11 protein-coding genes and 1 pseudogene are annotated in these 13,085 nt (G+C 63.2%); 8 read left to right on the top strand and 4 right to left on the bottom strand.

Features of this window, described 5'->3' with window-relative positions:
- Position 1: 1 nt before the first annotated feature.
- Positions 2-1,312 carry an NsdA family TPR-like regulatory protein gene (locus ABTX18_RS09165; RefSeq protein WP_352122102.1) on the bottom strand — a complete coding sequence of 437 codons (1,311 nt, stop codon included), beginning with the start codon at positions 1,310-1,312 and terminating at the stop codon, positions 2-4.
- A gap of 158 nt (positions 1,313-1,470) precedes the next feature.
- Here ABTX18_RS09165 and ABTX18_RS09160 point away from each other — a divergent pair, with 158 nt between their 5' ends.
- The 7 genes from ABTX18_RS09160 to ABTX18_RS09130 all read left to right on the top strand — a co-directional run bounded on the left by ABTX18_RS09160 (position 1,471) and on the right by ABTX18_RS09130 (position 9,971).
- Positions 1,471-1,914 carry an ATP-binding protein gene (locus ABTX18_RS09160; protein ID WP_352122101.1) on the top strand — a complete coding sequence of 148 codons (444 nt, stop codon included), beginning with the start codon at positions 1,471-1,473 and terminating at the stop codon, positions 1,912-1,914.
- Positions 1,902-3,014, top strand: a complete 1,113-nt coding sequence (locus ABTX18_RS09155; RefSeq protein ID WP_352122100.1) for a radical SAM protein — start codon at positions 1,902-1,904, stop codon at positions 3,012-3,014. Before ABTX18_RS09160 ends, ABTX18_RS09155 begins: the two co-directional genes overlap by 13 nt.
- A gap of 3 nt (positions 3,015-3,017) precedes the next feature.
- A complete protein-coding gene (locus tag ABTX18_RS09150; RefSeq protein WP_266640844.1) occupies positions 3,018-3,155 on the top strand; it encodes a hypothetical protein in 138 nt (45 codons plus the stop codon).
- A gap of 77 nt (positions 3,156-3,232) precedes the next feature.
- Positions 3,233-4,042: an aminoglycoside phosphotransferase gene (locus ABTX18_RS09145; protein ID WP_352122099.1), complete on the top strand. Its 810-nt coding sequence runs from the start codon at positions 3,233-3,235 to the stop codon at positions 4,040-4,042.
- Between the two features lie 2,000 nt (positions 4,043-6,042).
- Complete coding sequence (locus tag ABTX18_RS09140) at positions 6,043-8,157, top strand: sensor histidine kinase (RefSeq protein WP_352122098.1); 2,115 nt, start codon at positions 6,043-6,045, stop codon at positions 8,155-8,157.
- A 21-nt stretch (positions 8,158-8,178) separates the two neighbouring features.
- Positions 8,179-8,904: a response regulator gene (locus ABTX18_RS09135; protein ID WP_352122097.1), complete on the top strand. Its 726-nt coding sequence runs from the start codon at positions 8,179-8,181 to the stop codon at positions 8,902-8,904.
- Entirely contained in the window at positions 8,901-9,971 is a 1,071-nt protein-coding gene (locus ABTX18_RS09130; RefSeq protein WP_352122096.1) for a ComEC/Rec2 family competence protein, read from the top strand. Before ABTX18_RS09135 ends, ABTX18_RS09130 begins: the two co-directional genes overlap by 4 nt.
- A gap of 654 nt (positions 9,972-10,625) precedes the next feature.
- Here ABTX18_RS09130 and ABTX18_RS09125 read toward each other — a convergent pair.
- The 3 genes and pseudogenes from ABTX18_RS09125 to ABTX18_RS09115 all read right to left on the bottom strand — a co-directional run bounded on the left by ABTX18_RS09125 (position 10,626) and on the right by ABTX18_RS09115 (position 12,559).
- Positions 10,626-11,432: a leucine-rich repeat domain-containing protein gene (locus ABTX18_RS09125; RefSeq protein ID WP_352122095.1), complete on the bottom strand. Its 807-nt coding sequence runs from the start codon at positions 11,430-11,432 to the stop codon at positions 10,626-10,628.
- 310 nt (positions 11,433-11,742) lie between these two features.
- A pseudogene (locus ABTX18_RS09120) lies at positions 11,743-12,009 on the bottom strand (MarR family winged helix-turn-helix transcriptional regulator); the annotation flags it as partial.
- 28 nt (positions 12,010-12,037) lie between these two features.
- Complete coding sequence (locus tag ABTX18_RS09115) at positions 12,038-12,559, bottom strand: hypothetical protein (protein ID WP_352122094.1); 522 nt, start codon at positions 12,557-12,559, stop codon at positions 12,038-12,040.
- A gap of 139 nt (positions 12,560-12,698) precedes the next feature.
- On the opposite strand from ABTX18_RS09115, the gene ABTX18_RS09110 reads away from it, so the two are divergent.
- The gene (locus ABTX18_RS09110; protein WP_352122093.1) at positions 12,699-13,070 is read left to right on the top strand and encodes a hypothetical protein; all 372 of its coding nucleotides are present in this window, start codon (positions 12,699-12,701) and stop codon (positions 13,068-13,070) included.
- Positions 13,071-13,085: the final 15 nt, after the last annotated feature.

Genomic DNA, 13,085 nt, shown 5'->3' with positions numbered 1-13,085 from the left:
GTCAGCCGAGGGCTTCACGCATGCGTTGCTCGAAGGCGAGGACGGGGGCTTCGCGTGCGTAGGGCAGCATTCGGCGGTGAAGTTCCTGGACGTGGCTGCTCACTCGTGGCGAGTCAATGGCTGCGGCGAGGTCGAGGGCGAGGCTGGCGCTGGTGCATGCCTCGTCGAGTTTGCCCAGCTGGAGCTGGGCGCTGGCCAGCCAGTAAGCGTGGAAGGCCCGGCCTCGCTGTTGGTCGGCATTTTCTCGACGTAAGCCCTCAGTGATGAGGGGTTCGGCGCGGGCTGGTTCGCCGAGGCGCGCGTAGGCGATGCCGGTGTCGACGAGGAGTTTCGTCTCGTCGAAGTACTGGACCCAGTCAGGCGCCTCGAATTCGTGTCCGCGTGAGCGTTCGTACTGGTCACGGGAGCGATCCACGGCCTGGTGGCAAGCCTGGGCGTCTCGAAGGGCGGCATGGGCGAACGCTTCTCGCAAGTACAGCATCGACATGACGAGCGGCTGTTCGCCGGCGACGCGGGCCGCGTCCTGGGCACGGCAGGCAAGGGCCACGGCATCGTTCGGGTTGCCGTCGTAGGTGGCCAGAAGGCTCATGCAGGACAGCACATTGGCCATGAAGAGGCTGTCGCCTTGCGTGTGGGAGAGCTTGAGCGCCTGGGTGAAGTAGGTGCGAGCGGTGCTGTACTGACGGGCGTCGAAGTAGGCCCAGCCGGAAAGCCGTGCCAGCTCGGCCGCAACCCCTTGGAGGTCGTGCCGTAAGCCACCCTCGGCAGAGTCGAGGAGGCGGCCGACATAGCGCAGGTGTCCCACGACGGCCGGCCGCAGGGTCGCACCGCCGTGTGCGTTGTCTCGCCGCCAGTAGTCCTGGACCGAGGAGCGCAGGGCTGTGAGGGTGGAACGGGTGGCACGGCCGTCGACCAGAGCGAGAAGGTCGTCCAATTCCTCTGCCGGTTCGGTGCGCTGAGGTTCGCCCGGTACAGCAGGAGAGGGCTCGGGCGGCCTCTCCTCGGTGCGAGCTGGGGCAGGGATCTCCCAGGGTCGGTGGGCCAGGCCGAGCATCGCACCGGGGATGCGCAGGCCGTCGGCGACGCGCTCGATCACGTCGATGTGCGCCAAGCCGCGCCGCCCCGCCATGATCTCGCCGACTCTGCTCGGCGTCATGCCGCACAGCGCGGCGATTCGCGACGGGTAGATCCCGGCCTTGACTTTGACCAGCCGGAAGATGCGGGCGAAGTCCCTAGCGCGACAGGCTTCCTGCCAGGCCGCGCTAGCCAGCAGATCGGCCGGAAGGGCCCGGGGGGCCTGCGAGCGTGCCACTCATCCCCCTCACTCGCCCGTCCATCCGGACCGGCATGGGACCGGTTGCTGATGAGATTACCCACGTTGGGTAATCACTGTGACCTGATTCTGTGATCGCTGCAGCGGTGAACTTGCGTCTCACAGCCCGCCCGCGACGAGGGGACGCGATGCACGCGATGACAACGCACGACCGACAGACCACCCCGTTGCGGTGGCAGATGCAGTTCAGCCCGGTACGCAGATGCGTGCCCCTGGCCCGCGCCCTCGTCTCCAAGATGCTCGCGAGCTGGGGATACGGCCAGGAGGACATCGACCGGGTGGTCCTCGTCTGCGGAGAGCTCTCAGCCAATGCCGTCGAGCACGGCGGCAGACGAGGGCACCTCTTCGAAGTTCGGCTGACTATTGATGGCTCGCACTGCCTGATCGAAGTCTCCGATGCCAGCCGCACCCCTCCCCGCCCCACCCAAGCCGGGGAGGACGACGAAGGCGGCCGGGGCCTGCTTCTCGTCGCTGCGCTTTCTGAAGAGATCGGCCACCACGCCCGCCACCCGATCGGCAAGACCGTCTGGGCCCGCCTGGTCCTCAACAGCCCGAGCGAGGAGTCCGTATGCACGAGCTGATCGCTGCCCCGTACCTCGACCACCACCTCCTCGTACGGCCGGGCAGCCCGAAGGCAGCACGCCTTCCCGCTCACCGGTACGACAAACTGCACACCGCATCGGGTACCTCAGCAGTGCCCGCGTGGCTGGCCGACGTGGCCCGTCAGGCTTGGAAGATCGATCTCAACGACCGACGCCTCAGTGAATCTGTGCTGGTCCGTCCCCGCTCTCCGTATGCATACGGACGCGCCTCGTACGAGCTGAACCTCGGCTGCAACTACGACTGCGAACACTGCTACCTCGGCCTGAAGCAATTCGCCGGCCTGGAGTGGCCTGAGCGTGAGCGCCTGCTGCACGCCATCCGGGACTCCGGGGTGCTCTGGCTCCAGCTCACAGGCGGTGAGCCGATGATCGACAAGCTGTTCCCTGAGACGTACCGGCTGGCGTACGAGCTGGGCATGATGGTCGAGATCCTCACCAACGGCTCGCGCCTTGCCGCACCGAAGAACCTCACCCTGCTGACTCGGTTGAGGCCGAACCGGATCACACTCAGCCTGTACGGGGTCACCGCAGAGTCCTACGACGGGCTGACCCGGCGCCGGGGCGCGTACCGCATGTTCGTCAAAGGACTGGACGCAGCCCACGAAGCCGGACTACCCCTCGATCTTGCCTTGATCATCACGCGGCACAACGCCCATGAGGCCGACCTAATGCGCGCCTTCGCCGATCGCTACGGGCTGCCGTACCGCGAGTACACCCACATGTCGCCGACCATCTACGGCGGCGCGAAAACTCTCGCCACCCAGGCCCCGGACCACCTCGCAGATCGCGACCCCTTCAACGGCTGCAACGCCGGTCACACCTTTTTCCACGTCGACCCGCACGGCATGGCTTCCATCTGCAAGGTCGGCCGCGACGACGCGATCCCCCTCATGACTACGGGAGTCGAGGGCCTGAGCCGCCTCGGCGGCATCGCCGACTCCCTGATGCTTCGCACCGGTGGCTGCACCGGCTGCCAGCTCTCCGGCACCTGCCGGGTCTGCCGGCCGCTGGCCAAGGTCTATCAGGAGGCGAAGGCACCACTGGACAGGTACTGCCAACACGCGACTACAAGGAGCTGAACCATGACCGCCGTAGCAGTCGAGATCGCCCCCATCCGCCCGCCGTCCGAGCCTGATGCGGAGATCATCCTCATCGACGACGTGGACGCCTTCGCTGCGGCCACCACGCCCGGCTGCGGGGACGACAACCCGTACAACTGACCATCCCTTCAGGGGCTTTCGGCGGCACCTCGCGCCGGAGGCCCCTGTTGGCGCGTAGATCTGGAAACCTGACGGCCATGCCCGCACCCTCCATCACCTTCGCCGGTCTCCCCTCTGGCGCTCGTACCGCCATCGAAGCCGAGATCGGCTCGATTCTCAGAGTCGAAGACGTCAGCACCGGTCTCAACAGCTCCCTCTCCGCGCTCGCACACACCGCCGACGGAGCCGTCTTCCTCAAGGGCCTGCGCTCCGACCACCGCTGGGTCTGGACGCAGCAACGCGAGGCAGACATCAACCCGTACGTGACCCCGCTCGCCCCGCGCCTGCTCTTCCACGTCATCGCCGGCGGCTGGGATCTCCTCGGCTTTGAGGCCATCGACGGACACCATGCCGACTACTCCCCAGGCTCCCCTGACTTGCCCAAAGTGACCGGGGCCCTCAGAGAGCTCGCCACTCTTCCCTGCCCTGACATCGAACTCCGGCTCGCCGAACAACGTCTGGCCAGCTATGTGGCCGACCCCGCAGACGCGGAAGCTTTCGCAGGGAACGCGCTGCTCCACACCGACTGGAACAACCACAACGTTCTCATCACCCACGACCGCGCTCACCTCGTGGACTGGGGCTGGGCCACCCGCGGAGCCGCCTGGTTGGATCCCGCCCACTGGGTCATCTGGCTCATCGCGGCTGGCCATACTCCTTCTGCCGCAGAGGAATCGGTCGCGCTTCTTCCTGCCTGGGCATTGACACCACCCCGAGCGGTGGACGCCTTCGCCCACGCCAGCGCGAACCTTTGGAAAGAGATCGCGGGCGCAGCCCCAGACGACTGGACAGTGAACTTGCTTGACGCCGCACAGCACTGGCAACAGCACCGAATCGATCGCTTCTGAGGAGTTCCACGGTCACCACCGATCAGGTCACTGATACCCACCCTGCTGTCGCACAACGCATCCGGGCCATCGTCAACGAGTACGAGACCGGTGACTCTCTCGAAGTTCTCGTCGCCCACGACGCCGAGAACTGGAATGCATGGCCCAGAGGCAGTGACATTCAGCAGGGCCACTCTGCCGCCCAGGAGTGGGTCGACACTCGACCAGCGTCAAGTTCAAGTCGCCATCGGCGTTCCAGCTCACCGAGGCAGCGCAGACCAGGCCGCCTCGCGGAGTGTGGCAGCGTACCTAGCTCCGGTAGCACTCGCTACTAGACCAAGGAGTGCCTCAGTTCATTTAGCGTGGCGTTTGTAATCCCCCGCGTCGAAAATATTAACCTCATGACTGCCTCGCATACCCAGCCAAGCTGTCACCCTTGCCATGAATATTACAGGCATATCCCGACATCCCTCAAGGGCGACGCAAGATTACATACTGTTCGGCATATCAAAAAACAGACATTTCTCTAACACCTGCCGGACAGGGAGACACCGAAAGACAATCAGATGGCCCAGGGTAGGGATCGAACTACACCAACAGTAAGATGCCGGCAGCGAATTCTCTGGTCTAGCCAATCCGAGACGGTGGCCGAGTCCAGGACTTCCAGCAGTCGTTCACAATCAGCCTCGGTTTCACTCAATGGCGAGGCAGTAATGAGGTGATTGTCCACGGCAATGGGGTCAACACCTGTAATCAATACGCCCGCTGCCCTAGCCTCACCCCCCGCGCGGGCCCCGGGGCGCGAAGTTCGCCGGATGGCAACGAACGGAGGAGTGACGAGGCGTCCCGCAAATTCCCGCGTACGGCCTGGGAGCCCCCTGCCTCCAGACACTGGAAGATCTCGGGCAGTAAGAAAAGGAACATTCGGACCTACATGCGGGTCGCGGTTGTCCACCACCGGACCAACACGCACTTCGAATGCCTCTTCAATTTTCGCGCCCGCTATGGGCGCCGGCCACCAGGACGCAACTGTGGGGCCTGGTCGGCTTTTCCTCTTGCGAGTCCCAGCCAAGAAGAAGACATCGATATCAGTGTGAGAGTCAAACTGACCAAACAGTTCAGCTCGATGCACTTTCAGTACCGACTCTATCCGTGATCTCCACGGCTCATATCGACTTCCACTGCGCAATACATCTGGCAGCACCGCAAACAGCTGCTGTTCTACCTTTAGCGCGCGAGCACCTGCCAAGACGAACACAGCGGCCTGAGACACGGCACCACTCGACCAATCGCAATCAGCATCAACAGGCGTATTCCCGTAGGGCGGATTGAGCAGCAGATGGCCCCGATATCCGGCAGCGGAACGTAGCTCTGCTAGCCCGTCTCCGACCTCCACTCCGCGGAAGGCCCGAAGCCCTGCATCAAGGTTTAGGGTCTGCGGCTGAAGGTCACCCTGATGACGGGCAGCAGCAGCGAGGAACAAACGTAACCGGGCAGCATCCACGAACGGCCGATGAAGGTCGTGCCCACGGAGTTGACGGCCCCACAGGCGGACTGTATCGCTGATGGTCGCAGCAACGGGAAGGCGGTCGGAAGCGGCGATGAGAAGATCACCCGCTCCACATGTGGGGTCCCAGTAACGATCCAGCGTCTCAGACCCGCCCGTGCCGCTGAGCAGCTCAGCGAACCTGGCTCGTACAGGTCCACCTGTGAAGAAGGCCCCCTCGTCACGGCGCACCTGCAGCGGCACCAAGGAGCGCAGCTGTTGAGCTGCTTGACCGTTCAACGCATGGTGAACGTCCTGCTCAACGCGCCCCCACGAGCCACGCACAACGTCCGAGGCAAGCATCCTCAACCGGTCGGCGTACACATCATATTCGGCCGTTCGCACGCAGTCCCCTTCCCTAATGGTGTCAACTGCCCTATATGTAGCTCTCATTGACGACCAGCGTGTCGCCATTCTGCAGCAGGCTGGCCAGCACTCGGAACCCCGGGGCGGTGCCCGGCCCAGAGGGGGACTTTTGACTACTCACCTGCGCTTCGCTCCAGAGATCTTGGTTCGGCTCGGCGAGGAGCTCATCCCGCACCCAGACCTGGGAGTGATCGAACTCGTCCGTAATGCCTATGACGCTGACGCCGCAGTCTGCAACGTCACCCTCACCAACGCATCGCAGCCGGGCGGGACACTGGTTGTCGAGGACGATGGTGACGGCATGAGCGCCGCGGACATCCGAGATGGTTTTCTCCTGATCGGCCGCTCGGCGAAGCCTGGCTCGCCACTAACGCGCAAAGGCCGGCGCAAGGTAGGCGAGAAAGGACTCGGCCGGCTCGCGGCCTTGCGCCTAGGGCGCAGGATAGATTTGATCACTCGTCCACGCAAGGAGCCCGGAACCGAACATGTGCTCCACATCGACTGGGCTGACTACGAATCAGTCAATACCGTGGAGGATGTTCAGTTACACGTTGAGACACGGTCCACGACGAAGGACCCTGGAACAAGTCTGACGATTCACGGCCTCCGACAAGGCTTTGATGATAACGAAATGGAACGGCTCGCACGGGCCATGCGACTTCTCACGGGTTTCTTTGAGGATCAAAAAACTGGATTTCAGGCTACCCTCAGAGCACCACAATTTGAAAAGGTCGCAGCAGCCGTAAACCGTGGCTTTTTTGACGAATATGAATACAGGCTGGTAGCCCATCTGGACGAAGAAGGTCACGCAAGGGCCTCCCTCTTCAACTGGAAGAACGAAGAGGTCGCGCGTGGCGATCATTTTGATGTAGCCCAGGGCCGCGTGCGAGGCCAACTCCAAGCGCCACTTGACTATAAAGCGCCCGCAGCAACATTTGAGCTGTGGATGTTCCTCTTGGATGCTAAATCGTTTACACGCCGAGCTTCTCCGCAGAAACATTCCGATCTCAGGCCGTGGCTCAAGGTGATCGGCGGAGTGCACCTTTTTCACCGTGGATTGCGCGTTCACCCGTATGGCGACCCCGGGTTCGATTGGCTTGAGCTGAATCTTCTACGATCGCGCAGCCCAGAACTGCGTCCGTCCAGCAACACAAGTGTGGGTCGCGTCTCGGTAGATGATCCAAGCGACGCCCTAACACCTAAAACAGACCGTATGGGGTTTCAGGAGAATCTGTCTTTCATCGACTTGCGCGAGTTCGCTCGACGCGCGACTGACTGGGCTGCCCGCGAGCGGCTTCGAATTCGCGAAGAAGGAAGAGTGGGTGGTGCGGCAGCAGCTAAGAAGGAGAAAGAGAAAGCGAAACGATCGATCAACACAGTACTCAACGAGATCCGGCGCTTCAATCCGGCTCAAGCGGCAGAAGTATCCCAGCTAGTCGACACCCAGGAGCGGTACATCCAGGCACTTGAGCGTGACCGCCTCCTGTACAGGTCACTGGCGACAGTCGGCATCAGCACCGCAGTGTTTGCCCATGAGTCACTGACGACATCTGCGGGGCTCGGAGAGGATTTGGAGCTACTAGAGAGCCGAGTGGGAGATCTCATCGACGAAGTCTCATATAAAGCACGAGTAGAAAAGATCCTTAGTCGCGCCAAAGACTGCGCCGCGTCAATCCACTCCTTTGCGAAGGTTCCGCTGCGCATGCTGCGCCGCAGTAAGCGCCGGGCTGCGATAGTAGACGTGAATGATGCCTGCCGCGAATTCGCGGAGATGTTCGGCGGGTACCTTAACGATAGAAATATCTTGCTGGAGCTTGATCTATGCGACGAACCGGCGCAAGTCCTCACGCCCGTAGCGGACATTGAGTCGATCTACACCAATCTGGTAATCAATTCGGCCAACGCATTTTCACACTCAACGGAGCCGTCAGGTGAACAAGTGGTTCTGATTCGCACCCGAACGGATACTCGCCACGTGTTCATTGATGTGGCTGACTCTGGTCCGGGGTTGACTGATGTAGCCGTGGATAGCATGTGGCTGCCAGGCGAGGGAGGTCAGAGATCTGATGGGACGGGCCTCGGGCTGACAATTGTCCGGGATATCGTCGCCGACCTTCACGGGAAAAAGAACGTGCTGGACGACGGGGAACTATCGGCTGACGTCCACGGGGAGCTGGGTGGCGCCACATTCCACATTCTGCTTCCAAAGCAGGCTACACGGTAGAAATAGGGGTCACTTAATCAAATGCCCAGCACGGCTACATATAACTTTCCGCAACTCGACAACATTAAGGTTGCCCTCGTCGATGACCGTATGGATGCCCTGACCAGGACCTGCGATCTCTTGGAGGACCTTCCCCTTAGTGTGGAATCCATGCTACTGCGCGAGACCCAGACGCTCGATAGCGTCTTGGAAGAGATCTTAGACCGCGGCTGCAACGCCTTGATCTCGGATCACCGCCTGCGTCATCAATCGCATGTCGGGTTCGATGGCGCGGAGCTGGTCTATAGGGCTAACGAAAAGAAACTACCAGCAATTCTATACAGCGCATACGTCGAGGACGACGAGGCAACAACTATTCGAGAGTGGCGCTACTTAATTCCTCGCGTTGTAGAAAAGGGTCCCGGCTCCATCAAAGTGATCCCAGGAGCACTGCAAGCCGCAAAGGAAGAATCGGAGGGGACACGCCCGCTCGAGCGGCGTGGATTCCTTACCCCAATTCGGGTTGTCGATATTCATCGAGATTCAGGATATCCAACGGTAGAGGTGACGGTAACCGCATGGAAGCAGGATGCCAGAGTCACGATTCCCGCGACTCGACTGCCAGCCTCGCACCGAAATCTGCACTCGGGACTCATCGGGCAAATTTTCCTTGGCGAGGTCAACTTTTACGCTGAAGAAGAGTCCGAGTTGTTCTTTCATGAACTAAGACCCGCGCCGGAGATTCCCCTCGATTGGAAAATGGAATGACGACGGTTCAATCGGCGCTCCATCCGATGCCACGAACCGCAAATGGCACGACCGAGGCGGTGATTTTGGATGTAGGGCACGGAAATTGCACTGTCCTTCGCGATGGGTCTAGGTGCGTCATCGTAGACGCGAAATCCGATAGGTTACTTTATCAAGAACTCGTAGATGCGGGTGTGCGTCGAATCGAGCATCTGGTGCTTTCACACGCGGACAGTGACCATATTGCCGGCGCACTACGACTACTTCCAAACGAAGATTTTGAAGTCGGAACAGTTTGGGTGAATTCCGACAGTCAGAAGGATAGTCAGAAGTGGCATGAGCTCTTGGTGCTCCTAACATCCCTGGCTCAGGCTGGGCGTTTGAGGCCGAGACTTGCCATCTGCGACCTCGACAGTTCGGATCTCTCGCTCGATAACGTACTAATCGATGTGCTTCATCCAACGCTGACCGACATCGGGCACGGCCCCGGGAAACGAGGAAAAGTTCGCCCAGAGATCACGACCAACGGAATGTCCGTTGTACTCCGCGTCTCGCTCGAAGGGCACCCTGCGCTACTCCTCCCGGGAGATCTCGACTCTGCGGGATTGGAACAACTACTGAGTCGAGATAAGGACGTCTCGGCACACGTTCTCGTCTACCCACACCACGGGGGCCACAGCGGGGCAGGGTCAGAAGACGCATTCACGAAAACTCTGTGTGACGCTGTCTCTCCTGAAGTGGTCCTATTTTCCATGGGGCGCGGGGTATTCAAGAACCCTCTGCCCGAAGTTGTGGCGGAGATAACCCGTTCGTTTCCGGAGATGCGCGTCGCATGCACGCAGCTTTCTGAGAACTGCCATGCTGGCGCTCTCCCCAGTGGCGATCGAGGCTACTTACTGAATCGCCCTGTTGCTGTCAGCGCGGAATCCCGGTCTTGCGTCGGCACCGTTAGGGTCACCGTGGCTGACGATCACCTCCAGGTGGACCCAAGTCACTTGGCCCACAAGCGATGGATCACGCAGCAGGTAAGCGCTGCCATGTGTGAACCCGACAGACAACTCGCTCTGCCCAGGCCCCGGGTTCCCTGACATAGCTACCCCTCAGTCCGCACACAGTCCGCGAAAGACCTGTTCAAGACCGTCGCTGCCCATCGTCTGCCAACACTAAAAGGCCAGGTCAGCAGCCTACAACGGACATCGCTGCAGGCCACCGACCCGACCCATTACTTGGAGACCAAGAAGGCTTGATCTCCGGTCGGGCCGTCTGACTTGCGGTATCGCAGGTCGCGCCGCTCACACCAGACCGCACCCGGTCCACGGGGCGCCGATTACGGCGCTCTTGTCGGACCGGGTGCGGTTTTCTTTTTCGCGGCCACAGGTGTGCGCGGGTCCGCAGGGTGATCGCGGCGGACGCGGGGCCGAGGACCTCGCCGATCGCAGGCCGCGCCGCCCCTGAAGCCGGTGCCCGACACCTTCGGACCGAGCAACTGCCCTGTCGGCAAGCGTGACCCGGAGCCGGTACGACGATCGCCTCTCGGATGTACGGCGGCATGGCCTCGGGCACCGCCTCCACCTGAGCGGTGGCGGGCGGGGCGAGCCCGGCACGCGGGTACAAGCGGCACGCCGACAAGGGACCGTGGGCGTCGGCCGAACGCATCCCCCAGCTCACGCCGCATCCACCACACCGTCCCTGGACGGACCGCGCTTCGGGCGGTGACGAACCTTCCGAAGCCGTCCTGCCCATCACCAGGAGGACGGCGGCTGGTCGACTCGACCGCCTCTGTGGGCTGTGGAGATGTGGTCACGCGCACCGCCGGGGAGGGAGGCGACGCACTCCGACGAGCAGGCATTGACCAGCAGCGGCAGCACGTCTGTGGCCACGCGCAAGGAGATCCACACCTGCTGGAGGCTGCCTTGTGGAATCGGGCCGTCGCAGACGCTGCAGCCATGGCGGGCTGTGGGGCCCCAGCACCCGGGATCCAGACGTTCCGGATCGGGGCCAGTGAGGGAGTCCGGGGACGAGGTCAGCTTCGGGAAGGGCGGGCGGAGCTTGAAGTTGCCGAAGAGGGTTCGCGTGCTCACCGTACTGCGGGCCAGCCGTCGGCAACGGGTGATCTCGTAGGGGAACCAGTGCAACCGGTAGGAGGTGTACGGGGTGAACTCCTCCAGGCCGGCCATTGCCCCGATCTCGGGCGGGAGCCGAACCAGGTTGCTGCCGTAGAGCACGAGGTGCTTGACCGCCGTCAGTTTGGCAATGCTCGGCGGCAGGGTGATGACCTGCCGGCGTTCCTCCGGGCTCAACTCGATCAGCGGCTTGAACTCTTCCCGCCCGTCGGCGGCAGCTTCCTCAACCAGCTCCAGAAGACGCCGCCAGCCCGGTGCGGTGGGATCCTGCCGCTCCGCGTGAAACCCGACGCGGGCTAGCGGATGGGGCCCGGACTGCTCGATGCATGAGCAGAAGTCCCGGAAAACCACGCGCCCTCCCGGCACCGGATCCGAAACATCCGCCCATCGGTCCCCAACGACCGGCGGCTCTCCCCTGTCCGTCATGACGCCACAGTACCGAGGCGGTCGCAGGCCGGCGCGATGAGGCAGCAGACGGCGACAACCTCCTGGCATGTGCGGCCGCACCGCTCACTACGTCGGCAGGCGTGAACCCGCCGTCGCCCCCACGACTGACCCTGCAAGCCGCCCGTGCCCTGCAAGGGATGCTCCGAACCGACACCGGTCCGGGCCTCACCGAGCGTGAGCTCGACGCGGTCGAGGATGCCTTCAGCGCCCTTAGTGGTAGCGGACCTTGAGGGTCGTCACCATCTTGTCGTCGGGCTCGGTAGACCAGCTGATGCTCGTCGTCGATGCGCCGAGACCAGTAGCCGTCTCGTTCCAGCGCCTGAAGCAGCACGTTCATCGACTGCCGTGTCACGAACGCTCCCCGCGCGAGTTCGGAGTCCGACAAGCCCGGGCGTTGGGCCAGCAGTTCGAGGCAGGAGTAGTGCGTCACGCTCATTCCGAGTGGCCGCAGTACCTCCTCCATGGCTGCGCGCAGGGCGCTCGACGCCTCTTTCAGCAGGTAGCCCAGCGATTTGTCCAGGTCGATGCCGCCACCGTTTTGACTCTCAACTTCCATGCCGGCCACGGAGTCGTCCTGGTCCCGGTCACGCTCTCCCGGCGGAACGCCGGACCGTGCGCCACCGCGGAGCCCGGTCATCGGGGACGTCCGGGGAGGCGAAGTGGAACGGCACCCCGAGGCGGTGGGCCAGGGCCCGTCCAGCGTCGGCGGCTGCCGTGGCAGGCCGGGGACCGCCGCGGCGGTGGTAGACGGTCGCCAAGTGGCCCTCTCCCGGCGGGTCGTCCAGGTTCACAAGCAAGCGCACGAACCAGTCATGGACGGTGTCGCCGTCCCAGAGCGCCTCGACCGCGGCCACCCGGCCCGGGTGGCCGGCAGCACGGGCCGCGAGCGTGGGGACGTCCAGCGGATCGGGCGGAGTGCGCTGCACCCGGTCGCCGAGGGCCTCGTAGCGGGCGTGTACCACCCTCTCCGCATCGTGCAGGCTCACGTCCAGCGGGCGCAGAGCCTCCCTCACGACCAAGAGCGCGGCAAGGAAGCGGTCGCGGCGCACGTCCGCGTCGACCTCCTGGCGGGTCCGTTCCTCCAGGTAGGGCCACCAGCCGCTCACCGGTCCTTCCCCGATGCCATGAAGGGCGTCATGGGCCGAACGTACCGCAGCCGCGCCCCACCCGGCCTGCCCCGCCAGGAAGGCCGCCGGCGTCGGCAGGGTGTGGTGTTTCCGGGATCCGCGCAGTAGAACTGGGCCCATGTCCAACCAGCAGCCCGGCCCTCACCGGGCCCAGGTGCCCGGTCCGCGCCCCATGTACACGCCACCGCAGATCCGGGCGGTCGGCGCCGCCTACCGGCGATGGGCCCTGCTTTTCGTCTGGCTCGCCGTCATCATCGCTGTCCTTATGGTGGCCGCGTTCGTGATGAGCCTTGTCCTCCTCGCAGAGGCGGACGCGAACCCGGCGAAAGGCGCCCACGGCTACGGCGCCATCTTCCTGTGGTTCGGGATTGCCGCCGTGACCCCGGTCCTGCTCGCTGTCGCCGTTCCCGGTGTGTTCATGACGCGGCGGGTGCGACAGCAGCGGCGGGCGGGGATCACACCTCCGGCTCCCCTCCCATGGACACAGTGAACCCGGGCCCCGATC

This window comes from Streptomyces sp. NPDC096323, from assembly GCF_040302845.1.
Taxonomy (GTDB): Bacteria; Actinomycetota; Actinomycetes; order Streptomycetales; family Streptomycetaceae; genus Streptomyces.
Note: the sequence above shows the minus strand (reverse complement) of the source record. Positions and strands in the feature narration are given on the sequence as shown.